This window comes from Streptomyces sp. SCL15-4, from assembly GCF_033366695.1.
Taxonomy (GTDB): domain Bacteria; phylum Actinomycetota; class Actinomycetes; order Streptomycetales; family Streptomycetaceae; genus Streptomyces.
Genome location: NZ_JAOBTQ010000001.1, coordinates 7,878,236 through 7,901,412 on the forward strand (window position 1 = coordinate 7,878,236; position 23,177 = coordinate 7,901,412).

Here is a 23,177-nt window from a genome sequence, read left to right on the forward strand (position 1 = left end):
GACAGGCCCCCCGTCGGCATGCGCGCACCCCAACAGACAAGCCCCGCAATGAGGTTGGCCGAAAAACGACCTGGCCGAAAGTCCTGGACCGGCCGGTGCGACCTGTACCGAAGCCCTGGCAGCGGGCCCGTTCCTCTGGCAGAAGCCGCACCCCGGCCACCCGCGGATACTTTCGCCATGAAGCCATCCATGTCTGGTGACCAGGTGATCGACGGCTCCCGTGACACGGCCATCGCGGTGATCGGCATCTCCTGCCGCGTCCCCGCGGCAGCGAACCCGGCCGCATTCTGGCGCCTGCTGACCACGGGCACCGACGCCGTCACCTCCTGGCCGGCGGACCGGGGCCAGGGCCGCGCGTCCTGGCGGGGTGGCTTCCTCGACGACGTGGGCTCCTTCGACGCCGCCTTCTTCGGCGTACACCCCGACGAGGCCGCCGCCATGGACCCGCAGCAGCGGCTCGCCCTCGAACTCGTCTGGGAGGCGATGGAGGACGCCGGACTGCCCGACGACCGCCTCCGGGGCTCCCGCACCGGCGTGTTCGTCGGCGTCTCCTCCGACGACTACGCCACCCTCGCCTCCCGCGAACGGTCCGGCCGCGGCGAAGCGCACGACTTCACCGGCCGGCACCGCGCCATCATCGCCAACCGCGTCTCCTGGACCCTCGGCCTGCGAGGCCCCAGCCTCGCCGTCGACGCGGCACAGGCATCCTCGCTGGTCGCCGTCCACCTGGCCTGCGAGAGCATCCGCCGCGGCGAGTCCGACCTCGCCTTCGCCGGCGGCGTCAACCTGATCCTCGCACCGGACAGCATGGACGCCACCGCCGGACTGGGGGCCCTGTCCGTCCGGGGCAGGTGCGCGCTGTTCGACGCGAGCGCCGACGGTTTCGTACGCGGCGAAGGCGGAGGCGTCGTCCTGCTCAAGCCGCTGGAGCGCGCGGTCGCGGACGGCGACCCCGTCTACTGCGTCATCCAGGGCAGCGCCGTCAACAACGACGGCGGCGGCGACCGGCTCACCGACCCCGACGTCCGGGGCCAGCAGGACGTCCTGCGCCGCGCCTACGCGGACGCGCGAGTCGACCCGGGGGCCGTGCAGTACGTCGAACTCCACGGCACCGGCACCCCGGTCGGCGACCCGGTCGAGGCCGCCGCCGTCTCCGCCGTCCTCGGCCGCGGCACGGACCGCCGCCCGCTGCGCGTCGGCTCGGTCAAGACCAACATCGGCCACCTGGAAGCCGCCGCCGGCATCGTGGGCCTGCTCAAGGCCGCCCTCGCCGTACGCCACCGGCAACTCCCGCCGACCCTCCACTTCCACACCCCCCACCCGGCGATCCCGCTGGACGCGCTCAACCTGAGGGTGCAGACCGAACTCGGCGCCTGGCCCGACTCCGACGCCCCGCTCGTCGCGGGCGTCAGCTCCTTCGGCGTCGGCGGCACCAACTGCCACGTCGTCCTCGCCGAGGGCCCCTACACCGGCCGGCCCCACACCCCCACGACACGCCCCGCCACCGACCGCCCCCTGCCCTGGGTGCTGTCCGCCCGCACCGGCCGTGCCCTGGACGCCCAGGCCGTACGACTCCTCGGCCACCTCCAGGACGACCACGAAGCCGACGCCGCCGACATCGCCGGATCGCTGGCCGTCACCCGCTCCGCCCTCGAACACCGGGCCGTCGTCATCGGCACCGACCGGGCCGACCTCACCGCACGCCTCACCCGGTTCCACGACGAGGCCGTCACCGGCGTCGCCACGACCTCCGGCAAGACCGCCTTCCTCTTCGCCGGCGGCGGCGCCCACCACATCGGCATGGGGCGCGAACTGTACGACGCCCACCCCGTCTTCGCCCGGGCACTGGACGAGGTACTCGGCCACTTCGACCCCGCACTCGGACTGCGCGAGGTCCTCTTCGGCGAACGCGAGGACGCCGCGGCGGCCCTCGACGGCATGCGGTACATGCAGCCCGCCCTCTTCGCCTTCCAGGTCGCCCTCTACCGCCTGGTCACGTCCTGGGGCGTCCGGCCGGACCTGCTCGTCGGCCACTCCTTCGGCGAGATCGTCGCCGCGCACGTCTCCGGCTCCCTGTCCCTGGCCGACGCCGCCGCCCTCGCCGCCGCCCGAGGCGCGCTGATGGAGGCGCTGCCGCCCGGCGGCGCCATGATCGCCGTGGAGGCCACCGAGGAGGAGGCCACCGCCGCGCTCCAGGGCATCGACGACGTCTCCATCGGCGTCATCAACGGGCCCCGGGCCATCGTCCTGTCCGGTGCCGAGGACACCGTCACCCGGATCGCCGACCGGTTCCGGGCCGACGGCCGGCGCACCACCCGGCTCCGGGTGCGGAACGCGGCCCACTCGCCGCTCACCGCGCCCATGCTGGAGGAGTTCGCCCGCCGCATCCACGGTCTGACCGTCGCCGAACCGGACATCCCGATCGTCTCCACCGTCACCGGCCGCACCGGCACCGCCATGACCGAGGAGTACTGGACCGGACACGTCGGCGCCACCGTCCGCTTCCACGACGCGATCACCGCCTGCCGCGAGCAGGGCGTGACCCGGTTCGTGGAACTCGCCCCCGACTCCGTCCTCACCCCGCTCGTCCATCCCACCGACACCGAGATCGCGGTGGCCCTCCAGCACCGCGACACCCCGGAACCGCACACGCTGCTGACCGGACTCGCCGAAGCCTGGACCGCCGGCGTCCACGTCGACTGGGCCGAGACCATCGGCGCCGCCCGCATCATCGACCTGCCCACCTACGCCTTCCAGCGCGAACGCCACTGGCTCGACGAACGCCCCGCCACCACCGTCGCCGAACAGCATCTCAGCTCCGCCACGCTCGCCCTGCGCGACAGGATCCGCACCGAACCGGACGGCTTCCTCCTCCGCTGGCTCACCGGCCACCTCGCCGAAAGCCTCGGCGACACCCCCGCCGACCCCGACGCCACCTTCCGCGACCTCGGCTTCGACTCGGCCCGCTCCGTGCACCTGCGCAACCGGCTCGTCTCCGCCACCGGGCTGCGCCTGCCCACCAGCGTGCTCTTCGACCACCCCACCCCGCAGGCCCTCGCCGCCCACCTGCACGAGCGGATCACCGGCGTTCTCGACACCTCGCGGACCGGCAACGACACCCACCCCACCGCCGTCACCTCCGACGACGACCCGATCGTCATCGTCGGCATGGCCTGCCGGCTGCCGGGCGGCATCGACTCGCCGCGGCACCTGTGGCAGGCAGTGACCGGCGAGACGGACGCCATCTCCGAGTTCCCCACCGACCGCGGCTGGGACCTCGCCGGCCTCTACGACCCCGACCCCGACCACCCCGGCACCACCTACGCCCGCCACGGCGGATTCCTCACCGGCGCCGGTGACTTCGACGCCGAGTTCTTCGGGATCAGTCCGCGCGAGGCGGCGGCGATGGACCCGCAGCAGCGGCTGCTGCTGGAGACCTCCTGGGAGGCGCTGGAGCGGGCCGCCATCGACCCGTCCTCGCTGCGCGGCAGCCGCACCGGTGTCTTCGTCGGCGCCATGAACATGGAGTACGGCCCCCGCCTGCACGCCCCGCTCGACGGCACCGAGGGCTTCCGCCTCACCGGCAACACCACCAGCGTGGCATCGGGCCGGATCTCCTACCTGCTGGGTCTCGAGGGCCCGGCGATGACGGTGGACACGGCCTGCTCGTCGTCCCTGGTGGCACTGCACCTCGCGGTCCAGGCCCTGCGCAACGGCGAATGCTCCCTCGCCCTGGCCGGCGGCGTGACCGTCCTGTCCACGCCGGGAATGTTCGTCGAGTTCTCCCGCCAGCGCGGCCTCGCCGCCGACGGCCGCTGCAAGGCCTTCTCCGACGACGCGGACGGCACCGGCTGGGCCGAGGGCGTCGGGCTCCTCGTCGTCGAGCGGCTCTCGGACGCCGAGCGCCATGGGCATCAGGTGTTGGCGGTGGTGCGTGGTTCGGCGGTGAATCAGGATGGTGGCAGTAATGGGCTGACGGCGCCGAACGGTCCGTCGCAGCAGCGGGTGATCCGTGCTGCGTTGGCGGGTGCGCGGTTGTCGGCCGCGGATGTGGATGTGGTGGAGGCGCACGGTACGGGTACGGCGCTGGGTGATCCCATCGAGGCGCAGGCGTTGCTGGCCACCTACGGCCAGGACCGCGAACGGCCCTTGTGGCTCGGCTCGCTGAAGTCGAACATCGGGCACACGCAGGCCGCCGCCGGTGTCGCGGGTGTGATCAAGATGGTGGAGGCGATGCGCCACGGTCTCATGCCGCGCACTTTGCACGTCGGGGAGCCCAGCCGGCATGTCGACTGGGAGTCCGGTGCGGTCCGGCTGCTGACCGCGCCGCAGGAGTGGCCGGAACTGGACCGGCCGCGCCGCTCGGCCGTGTCCTCCTTCGGCATCAGCGGCACCAACGCCCACGTGATCCTGGAGCAGGCTCCGGTGCGGACTCTTCCGGAACCGGAGGCCGTGCCGGGGTTGGTGCCGTGGGTGTTGTCGGCGCGTAGTGGTGGGGCGTTGGCGGAGCAGGCGGCGCGGTTGCTGGAGCGGGTGGCCGAGGGTGCCGAGGTGGACGTGCGGGATGTGGCGTTCACGTTGGCGTCGGGGCGGGCGGCGCTGGAGCACCGGGCGGTCGTACTCGGCTCTGATGTGAACGAACTCGTCAACGGGTTGGGCGAATTGGTGGCCGGTCGTGAGGCGGCCGGTGTGGTGTCGGGGCGTACGAGTGCGTCGTCCGGTGTGGTGTTCGTGTTTCCGGGTCAGGGTTCGCAGTGGATCGGTATGGCGCGGGAGTTGCTGGAGACCTCGCCGGTGTTCGCGGGGCGGATGGGTGAGTGTGCGGCGGCGTTGGAGCCGTTTGCGGATGGCTGGTCGTTGCTGGATGTGGTGTGTGGTGGGGATGAGGTGTTGCTGGGGCGGGTGGATGTGGTGCAGCCGGTGTTGTTCGCGGTGATGGTGTCGTTGGCGGAAGTGTGGCGGTCGTTGGGGGTGCGGCCGGCGGCTGTGGTGGGGCATTCGCAGGGGGAGATCGCGGCTGCGTGTGTGGCGGGTGGGTTGTCGTTGGAGGATGCGGCGCGGGTGGTGGCGTTGCGGTCGCGGGCGATCACGGCTTTGTCGGGTCGGGGTGGGATGGTGTCGGTGCTGGCGCCGGTGGAGCGGATATCCGGCTGGTTGTCGGACGGGTTGCAGGTTGCGGTGGTCAACGGGCCGGAGCAGGTCGTCGTCTCCGGGGCGCCTGCGGAGCTGGATGTGTTCGTGGGGCGGTGTGAGGCCCGGGGTGTGCAGGTGCGGCGGATCGCGGTGGATTATGCGTCGCATTCGCCGCAGGTGGAGGAGTTGCGGGCGGAGCTGCTGGATGTTCTGGGGGAGATCGGGCCGCGGTCGGGTGTGGTGCCGTTGGTGTCGACGGTGACCGGTGAGGTGATCGATACGGCGGAGATGGACGCCGGGTATTGGTTCACGAATCTGCGGCAGACGGTGCGTTTCGATCGTGCGCTGGAGACGCTGCTGGAGGCCGGGCACCGCGTCTTCATCGAGGCCAGCCCGCATCCGGTGTTGGTGGGTGCGGTGGCCCAGGCGGCGGAGGTGGCCGGTGTCGGTGGGGTGACGGCGGTGGGCTCTCTGCGTCGTGACGAGGGTGAGGTGTCCCGGCTGTTGCAGCATGCGGCGGAGGTGTTCGTCGCGGGGGTGGATGTGGACTGGCCGGCGTGGGTGGGTGGTGGCCGGGTGGTGGATCTGCCGACGTATGCCTTCCAGCGCCGGCGGTTCTGGTTGCCGGCGGGTCGGTCGGTGGTGGACGCGGCCGGGCTCGGCCTGACCCCGGCACACCATCCCCTGCTCGGAGCCGCCGTACGCCTGGCGTCCCAGGACGGGTGGGTGCTGACCGGGCAGCTGTCGCTGCACTCTCACCCGTGGCTGGCGGACCACGCCGTCTTCGGTACGGTCATCCTTCCCGGCACCGCCTTCGTCGAACTCGCACTGCACGCCGGTGGCCAGGCCGGTTGCGAGACGCTGGAGGAACTGACGCTGGAACGGCCGCTGGTGCTGTCGCCGGACACGCCGGCGGCGGTCCAGGTGTCGGTGGGTGCCGCCGACGAGTCCGGACGGCGGACGATCGCCGTGTACTCCAGGCCCCAGGACAGCGAGGACGAGTGGGACCGCCACGCCGTCGGCGTGTTGGCATCCGGCACGGGCATCTCGACGGAACGGCTGGAGACGGCGTGGCCGCCGGCCGGCGCGCAGCGCGTGGACGTGACCGAGGGCTACGACCGCCTGGCCGGGGTCGGCTATGGGTACGGGCCGGTGTTCCAGGGCCTGCGCGCCGTATGGCGGGCCGGTGAGGAACTGTTCGCCGAGGTGCAACTCCCAGGTGAGACCGACGAATTCGGTGTTCACCCGGCACTGCTCGACGCCGCCTTGCACGCGTTGCTCACCGACGACCTGAAAGTGCCGTTCTCGTGGGGCGTGGTGCGGCTGCACTCGGTGGGCGCGTCGGCGCTGCGGGTGCGGCTGACGCCGCAGGGCGACGGTGCCGTGCGGGTGGCCGCTTTCGATGGCGCCGGGCTGCCCGTGGTGACCGTGGACGAACTCCGTCTGCACCCCATGACCCGCGAGCAACTGGAGCAGGTCGGCTCGGCGGCGGCCGATCCGCTGTTCGAGGTGCGCTGGGTGCACGTACCGACGCCGGACGGTGCCGGGGAGCTTCCCTCGGATGTCCGGGTGGAGTACGTCGAGCCGGGTGGTGATGTGCGGGTCCGGGTCGGGGAAGCGCTCGCGTTGGTGCAGGATTTCGTGGCCGATTCCGCCGATGGGCGGCTGGTCGTGGTCACGCGGGGCGGGATCAGCGGGGTCACGGGTGTGGTCGATCCGGCGACGGCCGGGGTGTGGGGCCTGTTGCGGTCGGCGCAGGCCGAGCATCCGGGCCGGATCGTCCTGGTGGACGTACCGGCCGGTGAGGATGCCGATGTGGCATCGGTGCTTGCTCTTGGCGAGCCTCAAGTGGCCCTGCGGCAAGGCAGGTTGTCTGTTCCCCGGCTTTCTCCGGTGACTGTGGACGCCCCGCGTCGTCCGGGGCTGGATGCTGCCGGGACGGTGTTGATCACTGGTGCCGGGGGTGCGTTGGGTGGGCTGGTGGCCCGGCATCTTGTGGAGGAGTACGGGGTGCGGCATTTGCTGCTCCTGGGTCGTCGTGGTGGTGAGGGTGCGCGGGAGCTGGTGGCTGGGCTGGAGGCCGCTGGTGCGTCGGTGCGGTTCGTGGCTTGTGATGTGGCCGATCGTGCTGCGCTGGCGGAGGTGCTGTCGCGGATTCCTGCCGAGCATCCGCTGACCGCTGTGGTGCATGCGGCGGGTGTGCTGGACGACGGTGTGGTGACGGCGCTGTCGCCGGAGCGGGTGGATGTGGTGATGCGTCCGAAGGTGGACGGGGCGCGTTGGCTGCATGAGTTGACCCGGGACGCGGATCTGGCGGCGTTCGTTCTGTTCTCGTCGGCCGCGGGTGTGGTGGGTACGGCGGGTCAGGGTAATTACGCGGCGGCGAACGCGTTCCTGGACGCGTTGGCGTTGGAGCGTCGTGCCGGTGGGCTGGCGGCGACGTCGATGGCGTGGGGGTTGTGGGCCGGGGACAGTGCGATGACCGCGCATCTGGAGGAGGCGGATCTGGCGCGTTTGTCGCGTGCGGGGTTGGCGCCGATGTCGGCGCGGCAGGGTCTGGCCCTGTTCGACGCGGCGCTGGCTGCCGACCGGGCCGCCGTGGTGCCGGTCCGGCTCGACCTGCCCGGACTGCGCAACCGCGCCGGCCAGGACAAGGACGCCCTGCCCGCCGTCTTCAGGTCGCTGGTGCGGATCCCGGCGCGCCGGGCTGTCGCGCCCGGCCCCGAGGAGTCCTCCTCCTGGGCCGACCGCATGGCGGCGCTGGACCGGACCGAACGTACGGCGGCGCTGGCGGAGTTGGTGGGGACGCAGGTGTCGCTCGTCCTCGGGCACGGTGCGGCCGGTTCGGTGGATCCGGAGCGGGCGTTCCGGGAGATGGGCTTCGACTCGCTGACGGGCCTGGAGCTGCGGCAACGGTTGCAGGCGGCGACAGGGCTGAGGCTGCCGTCGACGCTGGTCTTCGACTACCCGACGCTCAACGCGCTCGCCGGTTACCTGGGCGAGCAGATCACCGGCACGTCCAGTGGACCCGCCGTGCCGGTGCCGGTCGCGGCCGTCGCGGACGACGACCCGATCGTCATCGTCGGCATGGCCTGCCGGCTGCCGGGCGGCATCGACTCGCCGCAGGAACTGTGGCGGACGGTCGTGGAGGGCGTGGACGCGACCTCGGAGTTCCCCGACGACCGTGGCTGGGACCTCGCCGGCCTCTACGACCCGGACCCGGACCACTTCGGCACCAGTTACTCCCGCCGGGGCGGGTTCCTGACCGGCGCCGGTGACTTCGACGCCGAGTTCTTCGGGATCAGTCCGCGCGAGGCGGCGGCGATGGACCCGCAGCAGCGGCTGCTGCTGGAGACCGCTTGGGAGGCGCTGGAGCGGGCCGCCATCGACCCGTCCTCGCTGCGCGGCAGCCGCACCGGCGTGTTCACCGGCCTCATGTACCACGACTACGGTTCCTGGCTTCCGGAGGCCACGGAGGACGTCGAAGGACTTCTGATCACCGGCAACAGCGGCGGTGTGGCGTCGGGCCGGATCTCGTACCTGCTGGGTCTCGAGGGTCCGGCGATGACGGTGGACACGGCCTGCTCGTCGTCGTTGGTGGCGTTGCACCTGGCGGCGCAGGCGTTGCGCAACGGTGAGTGCTCGCTGGCGTTGGCGGGCGGCGTCACGGTGATGTCGACGCCGACGACGTTCGTGGAGTTCTCCCGGCAGCGGGCGATGTCGCCGGACGGGCGGTGCAAGGCGTTCTCCGACGCGGCCGACGGTGCGGGCTGGTCCGAGGGCGTGGGTCTGCTGGTGGTCGAGCGGCTCTCGGATGCCGAGCGCCATGGGCATCAGGTGTTGGCGGTGGTGCGTGGTTCGGCGGTGAATCAGGATGGTGGCAGTAATGGGCTGACGGCGCCGAATGGTCCGTCGCAGCAGCGGGTGATCCGTGCTGCGTTGGCGGGTGCGCGGTTGTCGGCCGCGGATGTGGATGTGGTGGAGGCGCACGGTACGGGTACGGCGCTGGGTGATCCCATCGAGGCGCAGGCGTTGCTGGCGACCTACGGTCAGGACCGCGAACAGCCCTTGTGGCTCGGCTCGGTCAAGTCGAACATCGGGCACACGCAGGCCGCCGCCGGTGTCGCGGGTGTGATCAAGATGGTGGAGGCGATGCGCCACGGTCTCATGCCGCGCACTCTGCACGCCGACGAGCCGTCGCACCACGTCGACTGGACCGCCGGTGACGTCGAGATCCTCACGGACAACACGCCGTGGCCCGAGACGGGGCACCCGCGCCGGGCCGGAGTGTCGTCGTTCGGTATCGGCGGTACCAACGCGCACGTGATTCTGGAGCAGGCTCCGGTGCGGGCTCTTCCGGAACCGGAGGCTGTGCCGGGGTTGGTGCCGTGGGTGTTGTCGGCGCGTAGTGGTGGGGCGTTGGCGGAGCAGGCGGCGCGGTTGCTGGAGCGGGTGGCCGAGGGTGCCGAGGTGGACGTGCGGGATGTGGCGTTCACGTTGGCGTCGGGGCGGGCGGTACTGGAGCACCGGGCGGTGGTTCTCGGCGCGGACATGGGTGAGTTGACGGCGCGTCTGGGTGAGTTCGCGGCGGGTCGTGAGGCGGCCGGTGTGGTTGCCGGTCGGGCTTCCGGTTCGTCCGGTGTGGTGTTCGTGTTCCCGGGTCAGGGTTCGCAGTGGATCGGTATGGCGCGGGAGTTGCTGGAGACCTCGCCGGTGTTCGCGGCGCGGATGGGTGAGTGTGCGGCGGCGTTGGAGCCGTTTGCGGATGGCTGGTCGTTGCTGGATGTGGTGTGTGGTGGGGATGAGGTGTTGCTGGGGCGGGTGGATGTGGTGCAGCCGGTGTTGTTCGCGGTGATGGTGTCGTTGGCGGAAGTGTGGCGGTCGTTGGGGGTGCGGCCGGCGGCTGTGGTGGGGCATTCGCAGGGGGAGATCGCGGCTGCGTGTGTGGCGGGTGGGTTGTCGTTGGAGGATGCGGCGCGGGTGGTGGCGTTGCGGTCGCGGGCGATCACGGCTTTGTCGGGTCGGGGTGGGATGGTGTCGGTGCTGGCGCCGGTGGAGCGGATATCCGGCTGGTTGTCGGACGGGTTGCAGGTTGCGGTGGTCAACGGGCCGGAGCAGGTCGTCGTCTCCGGGGCGCCTGCGGAGCTGGATGTGTTCGTGGGGCGGTGTGAGGCCCGGGGTGTGCAGGTGCGGCGGATCGCGGTGGATTATGCGTCGCATTCGCCGCAGGTGGAGGAGTTGCGGGCGGAGCTGCTGGATGTTCTGGGGGAGATCGGGCCGCGGTCGGGTGTGGTGCCGTTGGTGTCGACGGTGACCGGTGAGGTGATCGATACGGCGGAGATGGATGCCGGGTATTGGTTCACGAATCTGCGGCAGACGGTGCGTTTCGATCGTGCGCTGGAGACGCTGCTGGAGGCCGGGCACCGGGTGTTCGTGGAGGTGAGTCCGCATCCGGTGTTGGTGGGTGCGGTGGCCCAGGCGGCGGAGGTGGCCGGTGTCGGTGGGGTGACGGCGGTGGGCACTCTGCGTCGTGACGAGGGTGAGGTGTCCCGGCTGTTGCAGCATGCGGCGGAGGTGTTCGTCGCGGGGGTGGATGTGGACTGGCCGGCGTGGGTGGGTGGTGGCCGGGTGGTGGATCTGCCGACGTATGCCTTCCAGCGCCGGCGGTTCTGGTTGCCGGCGGGTCGGTCGGTGGTGGACGCGGCCGGGCTCGGCCTGACCCCGGCACACCATCCCCTGCTCGGAGCCGCCGTACGCCTGGCCGGCAGCGACGAAGCCGTGCTCACGGGACGTGTCTCCCTCGGCACCCACCCGTGGCTGGCGGACCACGCCGTCTTCGGCACCGTGATCCTCCCCGGCACCGCCTTCGTGGAGATGGCTCTGCGCGCGGCCGACGAGGTCGGTTGCGAGATGCTGGAGGAACTGACGCTGGAACGGCCGCTGGTGCTGTCGCCGGACACGCCGGCGGCGGTCCAGGTGTCGGTGGGTGCCGCCGACGAGTCCGGACGGCGGACGATCGCCGTGCACTCGCGGCCCCAGGACTCGGAGACCGAGTGGGTGCGGCATGCCGTCGGTGTGGTGTCGCGCGGCGCGGCCGTGTCCTCGGAACGGCTGGACACGGCGTGGCCGCCGCCCGGAGCCGAGCGGGTGGAAGGCGCGGAGGTCTACGACCGCCTGGCCGGCCTCGGTTACGGGTACGGGCCGGTGTTCCAGGGCCTGGACGCGATGTGGCGGGCGGGCGGGGAACTGTACGCCGAGGTGCGGCTGCCGGCGGAGTCCGACGCGTTCGGTGTCCATCCGGCGCTGCTCGACGCCGCTCTGCATCCACTGCCGTCGGAGGACTTGTGGGTGCCGTTCTCGTGGGGCGGGGTGCGGCTGCACTCGGTGGGCGCGTCGGCGCTGCGGGTGCGGCTGACGCCGCAGGGCGACGGTGCCGTGCGGGTGGCCGCTTTCGATGGCGCCGGGCTGCCCGTGGTGACCGTGGACGAACTCCGTCTGCAACCCATGACCCGCGAACAGGTGGCCCAGCTGGGCTCGGCCGCCGCCGACCCCCTCTACGAGGTGCGCTGGATCGACGTAGCGACCCCCGACACCCCGGCCGAACCGGCGCTCGACGTCCGGGTGGAGTACGTCGAGCCGGGTGGTGATGTGCGGGTCCGGGTCGGGGAAGCGCTCGCGTTGGTGCAGGATTTCGTGGCCGATTCCGCCGATGGGCGGCTGGTCGTGGTCACGCGGGGCGGGGTCACGGGTGTGGTCGATCCGGCGACGGCCGGGGTGTGGGGCCTGTTGCGGTCGGCGCAGGCCGAGCACCCGGGCCGGATCGTCCTGGTGGACGCACCGGCCGGTGAGCATGCCGATGTGGCATCGGTGCTTGCTCTCGGCGAGCCTCAAGTCGCGCTTCGCGATGGGCGCTTGTGCGTGCCACGGCTTGGCCCTGTCGCTGTACGGACTCCGCGTCGTCCGGGGCTGGATGCTGCCGGGACGGTGTTGATCACTGGTGCCGGGGGTGCGTTGGGTGGGCTGGTGGCCCGGCATCTTGTGGAGGAGTACGGGGTGCGGCATTTGCTGCTCCTGGGTCGTCGTGGTGGTGAGGGTGCGCGGGAGCTGGTGGCGGGGCTGGAGGCCGCTGGTGCGTCGGTGCGGTTCGTGGCTTGTGATGTGGCCGATCGTGCTGCGCTGGCGGAGGTGCTGTCGCGGATTCCTGCCGAGCATCCGCTGACCGCTGTGGTGCATGCGGCGGGTGTGCTGGACGACGGTGTGGTGACGGCGCTGTCGCCGGAGCGGGTGGATGTGGTGATGCGTCCGAAGGTGGACGGGGCGCGTTGGCTGCATGAGTTGACCCGGGACGCGGATCTGGCGGCGTTCGTTCTGTTCTCGTCGGCCGCGGGTGTGGTGGGTACGGCGGGTCAGGGTAATTACGCGGCGGCGAACGCGTTCCTGGACGCGTTGGCGTTGGAGCGTCGTGCCGGTGGGCTGGCGGCGACGTCGATGGCGTGGGGGTTGTGGGCCGGGGACAGTGCGATGACCGCGCATCTGGAGGAGGCGGATCTGGCGCGTTTGTCGCGTGCGGGGTTGGCGCCGATGTCGGCGCGGCAGGGTCTGGCCCTGTTCGACGCGGCGCTGGCTGCCGACCGGGCCGCCGTGGTGCCGGTCCGGCTCGACCTGCCCGGACTGCGCAACCGCGCCGGCCAGGACACACTGCCGTCCCTCTTCGCATCCCTCGTCCGGACCCCGGCCCGGCGTGCCACGGCGGTCGACGCCGCAGCGCAGGCGTCGTCGTGGCCGGCGCGGATGGCCGCGCTGGACGAGGCCGAACGCGCCGAGGCGCTGGCGGAGTTGGTGGGGACGCAGGTGTCGCTCGTCCTCGGGCACGGTGCGGCCGGTTCGGTGGATCCGGAGCGGGCGTTCCGGGAGATGGGCTTCGACTCGCTGACGGGTCTGGAGCTGCGGCAGCGGTTGCAGGCGGCGACAGGGCTGAGGCTGCCGTCGACGCTGGTCTTCGACTATCCGACGCTCAACGCCCTGGCCGGTTTCCTCGGCGAGCAGGTCGAGGGCACGTCCAGTGGACCCGCCGTGCCGGTGCCGGTCGCGGCCGTCGCGGACGACGACCCGATCGTCATCGTCGGCATGGCCTGCCGCTTCCCGGGCGGCATCGACTCGCCCCAGCGGCTCTGGCAGGCCACCCTGGACGGCCTCGACGCGACCTCGGAGTTCCCCGCCGACCGCGGCTGGGACATCGAGGCGCTGTACGACCCCGACCCCGGCCGGCTGGGGAAGACGTACACACGGCGCGGCGGCTTCCTGCACGACGCGGCCGTGTTCGAACCCGAGTTCTTCGGGATCAGTCCGCGCGAGGCGGCGGCGATGGACCCGCAGCAGCGGCTGCTGCTGGAGACCTCCTGGGAGGCGCTGGAGCGGGCCGCCATCGACCCGTCCTCGCTGCGCGGCAGCCGCACCGGCGTGTTCACCGGCCTCATGGCGATGGAGTACGGCCCGCCGCTGCACGAACCCGTCGAAGGCATGGAGGGCTTCCGCATGCTCGGCAGCTCGTCGAGCGTCGCGTCCGGCCGGATCTCGTACCTGCTGGGTCTCGAGGGCCCGGCGATGACGGTGGACACGGCCTGCTCGTCGTCGTTGGTGGCGTTGCACCTGGCGGCGCAGGCGTTGCGCAACGGTGAGTGCTCGCTGGCGTTGGCCGGTGGTGTGACGGTGATGTCGACGCCGACGACGTTCGTGGAGTTCTCCCGGCAGCGGGCGATGTCGCCGGACGGGCGGTGCAAGGCGTTCTCCGACGACGCGGACGGCGCGGGCTGGTCGGAGGGCGTCGGGCTCCTCGTCGTCGAGCGGCTCTCGGACGCCGAGCGCCATGGGCATCAGGTGTTGGCGGTGGTGCGTGGTTCGGCGGTGAATCAGGACGGTGGCAGTAATGGTCTGACGGCGCCGAACGGTCCGTCGCAGCAGCGGGTGATCCGTGCTGCGTTGGCGGGTGCGCGGTTGTCGGCCGCGGATGTGGATGTGGTGGAGGCGCACGGTACCGGTACGGCGCTGGGTGATCCCATCGAGGCGCAGGCGTTGCTGGCGACCTACGGTCAGGACCGCGAACGGCCTTTGTGGCTTGGCTCGCTGAAGTCGAACATCGGGCACACGCAGGCCGCCGCCGGTGTCGCGGGTGTGATCAAGATGGTGGAGGCGATGCGCCACGGTCTCATGCCGCGCACTTTGCACGTCGGGGAGCCCAGCCGGCATGTCGACTGGGAGTCCGGTGCGGTCCGGCTGCTGACCGCGCCGCAGGAGTGGCCGGAACTGGACCGGCCGCGCCGCTCGGCCGTGTCCTCCTTCGGCATCAGCGGCACCAACGCCCACGTCATCCTCGAAGCCCCGCCCGAGAACACCTCGGCGCCCGAACCGGCCGCCGAGGCCCCGGTGGTCCCATGGGTGCTGTCCGCGCGGACCGCCGACGGCGTGCGGCGCCAGGCGGAACGGCTGCTCGCCCGGGTCGAGGACGACCCCGCCCTCGACCCCCGTGACATCGGCTTCACCCTGGCTGCCGGCCGCGCCCTCATGGACCACCGGGCCGTCCTGCTCGGCACCGACCGCGCGACGCTCACCAGCGCACTGGCCGCCGTTGCCCAGGGCGAGGAGACCCCGGACGCCGTGGTCGGCGCGACCGGTGCCGCGGGGACCGGGGGACTGGCCCTGGTGTTCTCCGGACAGGGATCGCAGCGCGCCGGAATGGGCCGCGAACTGTACGAGCGCTACCCGGTCTACGCCGAGACCTTCGACGCCGTGTGCGCCGCGCTGGACGCACACCTCGACGGATACGCCGAACACCCGCTCAAGGACGTCGTGTTCGCGTCGGCGGACGCCCCGCCGGCCCAGCTGCTGCACCAGAGCATGTACACCCAGACCGCGCTCTTCGCCGTGGAGTACGCGCTGCTGGAACTGCTGCGTTCCTGGGGAGTACGGCCCGACTACGTCATGGGTCACTCCCTCGGCGAGATCACCGCGGCCTGCGCGGCGGGCGTGCTGTCCCTGGGCGACGCGTGCGCTCTGGTCGCGGCGCGCGGCCGGCTGATGCAGGCGCTGCCACGAGGCGGCGCCATGGTGGCGGTCGCCGTCGGCGAACAGGAGGTGCGGGCGTACCTGGAGCGGGCCGCGCTGACCGACACGGTCGGCATCGCCGCGGTCAACGGCCCGGAAGCGGTGGTCGTCTCCGGCGACGAGACCGGGGCCCTCGCCGTCGCCGAGCACTTCCGGGCCGCCGGCCGCCGGGTGCGCCGGCTCTCCGTGTCGCACGCGTTCCACTCGCACCGCATGGACGCGATGCTCGGCGACTTCGCCGATGCACTGGCCGGCCTGGAATTCCAGGCACCACGCATCCCGGTCGTCTCCAACGTCACCGGAACCCTCGCCGACGCCGAGCGCCTGCGCACCCCCGAATACTGGGTGGAGCACGTCCGTACCGCCGTACGCTTCGCCGACGGGGTACGGTGCCTGGCCGAGCGGGGAGTCACCGCCTACCTGGAGATCGGGCCCGACGCCGTCGTCACCCCGATGGTGCACACGACGCTCGACACGGTCCTCGACGACGGCGGTTACGTCGCCACGGCGGCGCTCACCGCCGGCCGGCCCGAACCGCTCGCCCTGGCCCGCGCCCTCGCCCTTCCCTTCACGGCGGGCCTGCCTCTGGCCTGGGACCGGCTGCTGCCCGGCGGGCGCCGGGTGGAGCTGCCCGGCTACCCGTTCGCCGGACAGCGCTACTGGCAGTCGGCCGACGACACCACGGCGGGCCTGCGGGCCGCCGGACTCGACGTCACCCGGCACCCGCTGCTCGGCGCCGCCGTGCACCTCCCCGACGGCCAGACCGTCTTCACCGGACGGCTGCTGCCCACCGCTCACCCCTGGCTCGCCGACCACGCGGTGGACGGCACGGTCCTGCTGCCCGGCACCGCGTTCCTCGAACTCGCGCTGCACGCGGGCGCCGAGACCGGCTGCCCGGTCGTGGAGGAACTGACCCTGCACACCCCCCTCGCCCTGCCCACCGGCAGCGCCGTCCACCTCCAGGTGGTCGTCGGCGCTCCCGACGAGTCGGGCCGCCGCACGGTCACCGTCCACTCCACGGCGGCACCGTCCACCTCCGCCGCCTCCGCCGAACCGCCGGCCCGGCACGCGGCCGGCGTCCTCACCCCCACGGCCCCACGGCCCGCCCCGGCACCGGACTGGCCGCCGGCCGGCGCCCGTCCCGTACCGCTGGACGGGTTCTACGACGGCATGGCCGAGCGCGGCTACGGCTACGGCCCGGCGTTCCGAGGCCTGCGCGCCGCCTGGCGCACCGCCGACGAGTGGTACGCCGAGATCGAACTGCCCACTGAGCCCGGCGGTTTCGGCATCCATCCGGCACTGCTGGACGCCGCCCTGCACACCGTCGCCCTCGGGCTGCCCGTCCTGGACGGCACCGACGGCACGCGGCCGCTGCTGCCGTTCTCCTGGACCGGCGTCACCCTGGACGCGACCGGCGCGGCGGTGCTGCGGGTGCGGCTCGCCGCGACCGGTGACGGCTCCGTCACCCTGTCCGCCGCGGACCCGGCCGGGCGTCCCGTCATCACCGTGGACGCGCTGGCACTGCGGCCGATGAGCGCCGCCGCGGCACCGGACCGGGACGGCGGACTCCACCTGCGCTGGCGCCCCCTGCCGGTCGCGGGCCCCGGCGAGCCGCCGGCGGACCTCACCGTCGCCCATGTCGCACCGGACGGTGACCTCCGTGTCCGCCTGGCCGAAGTGCTGGCGCTCACGCAGCAGTTCCTCGCCGACCCGGCCACCGCCGCCGCACGGCTCGCCGTCGTCACCCAGGGATCGCTCATGGAGCGGCCCGACCCCGTCACCGCCGCCATCTGGGGCATGCTGCGCTCCGCGCAGGCCGAACACCCCGGCCGGCTCCTGCTCGTGGACGTGGACACCCCGTCGGACCGGGCGGCGGCCGTGGCGGACGCCACCGGTGAACCGCAGGTCGCCGTACGGGACGGCCGGCCGTACGCGCCCCGCCTGTCCCGTACCGGGACCGCCCTGCTGCCGCTGCCGGACGCGCCCACCTGGCGGCTGCGGACCGCCGGCCCGGGCGACGCGGACGGTCTCGTGCTCGTCGCGGGACCGGACCGCACCGGGCCGCTGGAGGCCGGCGAGGTCCGGGTGGCGATGCGCGCGGCCGGCCTCGGCGCCGACGGCCTGTCCGCCACGGAAGGCGCGGGCGTCGTCATCCAGACCGGCCCCGAAGTCACCGGACTCACGCCCGGCGACCGGGTGTTCGGCCTCTTCCCGCGCGGCGACGCCCTGTCCCGCGAGGCCGTCACCGACCAGCACCGCCTGGTCCCGCTCCCGAGCGGCTGGAGCTTCGCGCAGGCCGCGGCGGCCCCGAAGGCGTTCCTCACCGCCTGGCACGCCCTGGTGGACACGGCCGCGCTGCGGCCCGGGCAGCGCGTGCTGATCCACACCGGCGCCACGGACAGCGGCCTGGCGGCCGTCCGGCTCGCCCGCCACCTGGGCGCCGAGGTGTACGCCACCGCGCCGGCCGGAGACTGGACGGAACTGCGCGCCCTCGGCCTGGACGAGGCCCACTTGGCGAAGCCCGGACCCGACGAGTTCCCCAAGCAGATCCCGGCGGGACTCGACATCGTCCTCGGCCCGCGGGACGGCGACACGGCCGACGCGTCCGCCCCGCTGCTCACGGAGAACGGCGTGTACGTGAGCCTGGCCGACCGGGGCGCGGGCCCGGACGACGCTGGCCTTCCGGCCCCGGGTGACGCGGGACGTCCGGCCGCGGACGACGACGGCCGTCCGGCCTCGCACGAGGACGGCCCCGCGGCACAGGACAACGGCGAGTGTCCGGACCCCGCCCGCGACGGCGATCCCGCCCGTCAGCGGCGGAACCTCGCGGCCCTCGCCGGCCTGTTCGGCGACGGCGCCCTCCGGCCGCTGCCGGTCCGGGCCCACGACGTACGCACCGCCGCCGAGACCAGGCGGCGGGCCGTGCCCGGCCGGACGGTCCTGACGATCCCCAGGGCCCTCGACCCCGACGGCACGGTGATCGTGACCGGCGCCGGCGGCACCCTGGCCCGGCTGGTCGTACGGCGGCTCGTCGCCGACCACGGTGTCCGGCACCTGCTGCTGCTCAGCCGCAGCGGCGCGACACTGCCCGAGGACCTGCTCGACCGGGGAGTGACCGCGCTGTCGGTCGCCTGCGACGTCGCCGACCGCGACCAGCTCGCCCGGGCGCTGGCCCGTATCCCGGACGGCCATCCGCCGACCGCCGTGGTGCACACCGCCGGCGTCCTCGACGACGGCGTCCTGGAATCCCTCACCCCGCAGCGGCTCGACACCGTGCTGCGGCCGAAGGCGGACGCGGTGCGAAACCTGCACGAGCTGACGGCGGACGCCGATCTGGCGGCCTTCGTGGTGTTCTCCTCGGCGGCCGGTGTGCTGGGCTCGCCCGGCCAGGCCAACTACGCCGCCGCCAACGCCTACTTGGACGCGTTCGCCGCCCGCCGGCACGCGGCCGGCCGGCCCGCGGTCTCCCTCGTCTGGGGCATGTGGACCGAGACCAGCGCCATGACGGCCGGACTCGGCACCGCCGACCGCGACCGGATCGCCCGCACCGGGCTGCTGCCCACCACCGCCGAAGAGGGCCTGGCCGCCTTCGACCGGGCGCTCACCGCGGCCGTACCGGTCGTCGTCCCGGTCCGGGTCGATACCGGCGCCCTGCGCGCCGACACTGCGCCCGCGCTCCTGCGCGACCTGGTGCCGGCGGCGCACCGGCGGACCGCCGGGCCCGCCGCTCCCACGGCGCCGGAGGAATCCCTGCGGGACCGGCTGGGCCGGCTGCCCGCCGAACGGCGCCGGGAGACGCTCCTCGGCCTGCTGCTCGCCGACGTGGCCCAGGTGCTCGGGCACGGCGACCCGCGCCGGATCGGCGCCGACGAGGCGTTCCGCGACCTCGGCTTCGACTCGCTCACCGGTGTCGAACTGCGCAACAGGATCAACGCCCGGACCGGCCTCAAGCTCAGCGCCACCGCCGTGTTCGACCATCCCAGCCCGAACGCCCTGACCGACCACCTGCTCCGCCGTCTCGCCCCGGCGCCCGCCCCGGCCGCGGAGCCCGACCGGCCGACGTACGAGCAGGTGATGGCCGACCTCGACCGGATCAGGAACCACCTGACCGCCCTGGACCTGACCGGCGCGCAGCGCAGCGCGCTGTCCGAGACGTTCCGCGGCATGTCGCAGCCGTGGACGTCACCGGGGTCCGCGGCGGAGGCCGAAGAACACGTGCCGGCCGGCCTCGAATCCGCGACCGCGGCGGAAGTCCTCGACTTCGTCACCCACAGCCTCGGCATCTCCGTCTCCGGCGACGAATCGCCCACCGACCCCAGTGGAGAGTGAGCTCATGCCCACCGAAGAAGAGCTGCTGAAGTACCTCAAGGCGGTCTCCGAGGAACTGCACGGCACGCGCGGCCGGCTCCAGGCGCTGGAAGGCCGCCGCACCGAACCCGTCGCGATCGTCGGCATGGCCTGCCGGCTGCCCGGCGGAGTCGGCTCCCCGGACCACCTGTGGGACCTCGTCGTCAAGGGAGAGGACGCGATCGGCGAGTTCCCCGCCGACCGCGGCTGGGACGTCGAAGCGCTGTACGAGCCCGAACCGGGCGGCAGCGGGAAGACCTACACCCGCTCCGGGGGCTTCCTGGCCGGCGCGGCCGACTTCGACCCGGCGTTCTTCGGGATCGCCCCGCGCGAGGCCCTGGTCATGGACCCCCAGCAGCGGCTGATGCTGGAGACCTCCTGGCAGGCCCTGGAGAACGCCGGGGTCAATCCGCAGACCCTCAAGGGCACCCGCACCGGCGTCTTCGCCGGCTCCTTCCACCACGACTACGACCCGGGCGGCGGCAGCGTCGGCAGCCTCGTCTCCGGGCGCGTCGCCTACCACCTGGGGCTCCAGGGCCCCGCCGTCACCGTGGACACGGCGTGCTCGTCGTCGCTGGTGGCACTGCACCAGGCGGTGCGGTCGCTGCGCGAGGGCGAATGCACCCTGGCCCTGGCCGGCGGCGTGACCGTCCTGTCCACCCCCGCCGTCTTCGTCGAGTTCTCCCGCCAGCGCGGCCTCGCCCCCGACGGCCGCTGCAAGTCGTACGCCACCGCCGCGGACGGCACCGGCTGGGGCGAAGGCGTCGGCGTGCTCGTCCTGGAACGGCTCTCCGACGCCGAGCGGAACGGCCACCGGATCCTGGCGGTGGTGCGCGGCACCGCCGTCAACCAGGACGGGGCGTCCAACGGCCAGACCGCGCCCAACGGGCCCGCCCAGCAGCGGGTCATCCAGGACGCCCTGGCCGCCGCCCGGCTGACCCCCGCCGACATCGACGCCGTCGAGGGCCACGGCACCGGAACCACCCTCGGCGACCCCATCGAGGCCCAGGCGCTGCTGGCGACCTACGGTCAGGACCGCGAACGGCCGTTGTGGCTCGGCTCGTTGAAGTCGAACATCGGGCACACGCAGGCCGCGGCGGGTGTCGCGGGCGTGATCAAGATGGTGCAGGCCATGCGGCACGGCGTACTCCCGCGCACCCTGCACGTCGACGAGCCGTCGCAGCACGTCGACTGGAGCGAGGGCCACGTCCGGCTGCTCACCGAGAACCGGCCGTGGCCCGAGACCGGGCGTCCCCGCCGAGCGGGCGTCTCCTCCTTCGGCTACAGCGGCACCAACGCGCACGTCATCCTGGAGCAGGCTCCGGTACGGGAGGAGAAGCCGGCGGACCCGCGACCCGGTCTGCTGCCGTGGGTGTTGTCGGCGCGTAGTGGTGGGGCGTTGGCGGAGCAGGCGGCGCGGTTGCTGGAGCGGGTGGCCGAGGGTGCCGAGGTGGACGTGCGGGATGTGGCGTTCACGTTGGCGTCGGGGCGTGCGGTGCTGGAGCACCGGGCGGTGGTTCTCGGCGCGGATATGGGTGAGTTGACGGCGCGTCTGGGTGAGTTCGCGGCCGGTCGTGAGGCGGCCGGTGTGGTGTCGGGGCGTACGAGTGCGTCGTCCGGTGTGGTGTTCGTGTTTCCGGGTCAGGGTTCGCAGTGGATCGGTATGGCGCGGGAGTTGCTGGAGACCTCGCCGGTGTTCGCGGGGCGGATGGGTGAGTGTGCGGCGGCGTTGGAGCCGTTTGCGGATGGCTGGTCGTTGCTGGATGTGGTGTGTGGTGGGGATGAGGTGTTGCTGGGGCGGGTGGATGTGGTGCAGCCGGTGTTGTTCGCGGTGATGGTGTCGTTGGCGGAAGTGTGGCGGTCGTTGGGGGTGCGGCCGGCGGCTGTGGTGGGGCATTCGCAGGGGGAGATCGCGGCTGCGTGTGTGGCGGGTGGGTTGTCGTTGGAGGATGCGGCGCGGGTGGTGGCGTTGCGGTCGCGGGCGATCACGGCTTTGTCGGGTCGGGGTGGGATGGTGTCGGTGCTGGCGCCGGTGGAGCGGATATCCGGCTGGTTGTCGGACGGGTTGCAGGTTGCGGTGGTCAACGGGCCGGAGCAGGTCGTCGTCTCCGGGGCGCCTGCGGAGCTGGATGTGTTCGTGGGGCGGTGTGAGGCCCGGGGTGTGCAGGTGCGGCGGATCGCGGTGGATTATGCGTCGCATTCGCCGCAGGTGGAGGAGTTGCGGGCGGAGCTGCTGGATGTTCTGGGGGAGATCGGGCCGCGGTCGGGTGTGGTGCCGTTGGTGTCGACGGTGACCGGTGAGGTGATCGATACGGCGGAGATGGACGCCGGGTATTGGTTCACGAATCTGCGGCAGACGGTGCGTTTCGATCGTGCGCTGGAGACGCTGCTGGAGGCCGGGCACCGCGTCTTCATCGAGGCCAGCCCGCATCCCGTCCTCCTCGGAGCCGTGGCCCAGAACGCCGACCACAAGGGCGTGACCGGAGTGACGGCGGTGGGCACGCTGCGCCGTGACGAACCCGAGCGGGCTCAGCTTCTCCGCCACGCGGCGGAGGTCTTCGTCACCGGAGTGGACGTCGACTGGCCGGTGTGGACGGGCGACGGCCGGCTGGTGGACCTGCCCGTCTACCCGTTCCGGCACCGGCGTTACTGGCAGCCCGCCGTCACCGGCGCCGACGTCGGCGCCGTAGGACTCGACGCCGTACGGCACCCCTTCCTGGGCGCCGCCCTCACGCTGGCGGGCGGCGACGACATCGTCCTGACCGGACGGCTCTCCCGTACGGCCCAGCCCTGGCTGGCGGACCACGCCGTCTTCGGCACCGTGATCCTCCCCGGCACCGCCTTCGTCGAACTGGCGCTGCGCGCGGCGGAGGAAGCCGGGTGCGCCGGCGTACGGGACCTGACCCTGCACGCGCCGCTGTCCCTGCCCGAGCACGGCGAGACCGACCTCCAGGTGCAGGTGGGCGCGGCCGGCGCCACGGGCCGCACGGTGGAGGTCCACTCCCGCCCGCACGGCACCCAGGAGTGGACCCACCACGCGAGCGGACTGCTGGTCGAGGAGCCCGCCGCGGCACCGGAGCCCGGCCGGCCGCCGTACGGCACGGCATGGCCGCCCGAGCGGGCACACCGGCTGGACCCGGCCGCCCACTACGCGGCCCTGGCCGGGACCGGACTGGAGTACGGCCCGGCGTTCCAGGGGCTGTCGGACGTATGGCGGTCCGGTGACGAGGTGTTCGCGCAGGTCACGCTGCCCGGCCGGCAGGCCGAGGACGCGGCGCGGTTCACCGTGCACCCGGCGCTGCTGGACGCGGCGCTGCAAGCGGCGGCGGCATGCGGGACGGAGGACGGCACCGGGCGGACGCCCCTGCCGTTCTCCTTCGGCCGGATCACCGTGTACGGGCGGGGCGCGAGCGAGCTGCGCATCCGCATCGCGCCGAGCGGCCCGGACACGTTCACGGTCGACGCGGCCGACCCGGCCGGCGCCCCGGTCGCCCGCATCGACTCCCTGCTGGTGCGCACCGTGACCGCCGACGACCTCACCCTTCCGGACAGCAGCACCCGAGCGCTGCTGTCCGTCGAGTGGACCGAGCACGACC

General features: G+C 72.9%; 1 protein-coding gene and 1 pseudogene. Both read left to right on the plus strand.

The features are described from left to right. Window positions 1-189: 189 nt before the first annotated feature. Window positions 190-19,563, plus strand: coding sequence for an SDR family NAD(P)-dependent oxidoreductase (locus tag SCK26_RS35635; RefSeq protein ID WP_318205511.1), 19,374 nt, complete (start codon window positions 190-192; stop codon window positions 19,561-19,563). Beyond that, a pseudogene (locus SCK26_RS38090) lies at window positions 19,553-23,053 on the plus strand (type I polyketide synthase); the annotation flags it as partial. The gene SCK26_RS35635 and the pseudogene SCK26_RS38090, both read left to right, overlap by 11 nt. Window positions 23,054-23,177: the final 124 nt, after the last annotated feature.